Genomic DNA, 1,095 nt, shown 5'->3' with positions numbered 1-1,095 from the left:
ATGCCATCGGCCCAACTGAACTCGCTAGCGCCGGTATCGCCGTTTTCCAGATACGCGAGGTTGCGCGCAAGCTGGTCACCGAGACCGGACGCGTCGGCTCCGCTTCTACTCATCTTGTGAACCGGCTCCAAGAGTAGTAATGGGACTGAGACACATTGGTTTCAGCAGTTGAGCCGGCCAGGGTGGCACCGGCCTGAGCTACCGCGACCACGACTGCAGTCAGATTGGCCTGCAGCCAATCTAGAGGCGTCACTTCGGGATCACCGGCACGTCATAGGAACCGCTGGCCTTGATCTGCGTGAGGCAGGCCTGGCCGCGACGGCGCACGCCAACACCGAAGCTGCGCTGGAAAAAGCTATCCTGCAATGGAAATGGGCCGATACCCGGGATATTTCTTAGACCCTGGTACTGACGCTGAGGGTGCTGTCTGAACCCGATGGCGTTGTCAGGGCTGTTAGCTCCATAGGTGGCAACAACCGCCAAGTAGTCTTCCGGAATGAAATCGCTTTGGATAATCCAGGTTTCGCCGTAGCTACCCTGCACCTTCAGACCGTTGTAGGACTCCGGCGCAACCTGACCCACAATATTTTCCGGTTGCAAGTAGGCCGGAGCGCCAGCGGACGGAATGTAGTCGTGTTTGGCAATAATGCCGCTGGCGTTTTCTTCGCCAGCTTTGAAGGTTGACACCACTTCCGCCTGTGCCGGGTTCATCAGCGCCAACAGCCGTGAGTTTGATTCAGTGCCGAAACCGTGCTCGGTCACATGGCGAACGGCAGTTTCGAGGTCTCCGGAATCAATGGTGGCGCTACCGGAAACGAGGTAGTGCTGGTGTGCCGCCGCAAACTGCTTGCCGAGATAGGCCGGTGGAACCATGGTGTCACCGTTGTACAGGCCATACACCGGGTGCGACCACTCGTTTGCTATCTGCGTTGGGTCAAACAGCCGCTGCAAGATCGTCCCGGTTGTCAGACGGTTGTCGGCCTCCAGCGCGTAGTTGGCAATTGCGCGGACTTGCTCAGCGGTGCTGTCCCGCAAGAATTTCCACGTCCAGCGGCTTGCCTTGTCGTAGTCCTTGAAGGTGTAGCCCATGAGGTG

Annotated in this window: 1 protein-coding gene; it reads right to left on the bottom strand. The window is 58.4% G+C overall.

Going from position 1 to position 1,095, the window contains the following annotated elements:
- Positions 1–249 precede the first annotated feature (249 nt).
- Positions 250–1,095, bottom strand: an 846-nt coding sequence (locus tag A5791_RS07595; protein WP_067231672.1) for a hypothetical protein, incomplete at its 5' end; no start/stop codon positions are given.

Source organism: Mycobacterium sp. 852002-51163_SCH5372311 (assembly GCF_001667115.1).
Lineage (GTDB): Bacteria > Actinomycetota > Actinomycetes > Mycobacteriales > Mycobacteriaceae > Mycobacterium.
This window is presented reverse-complemented; position numbering and strand designations above follow the sequence as displayed.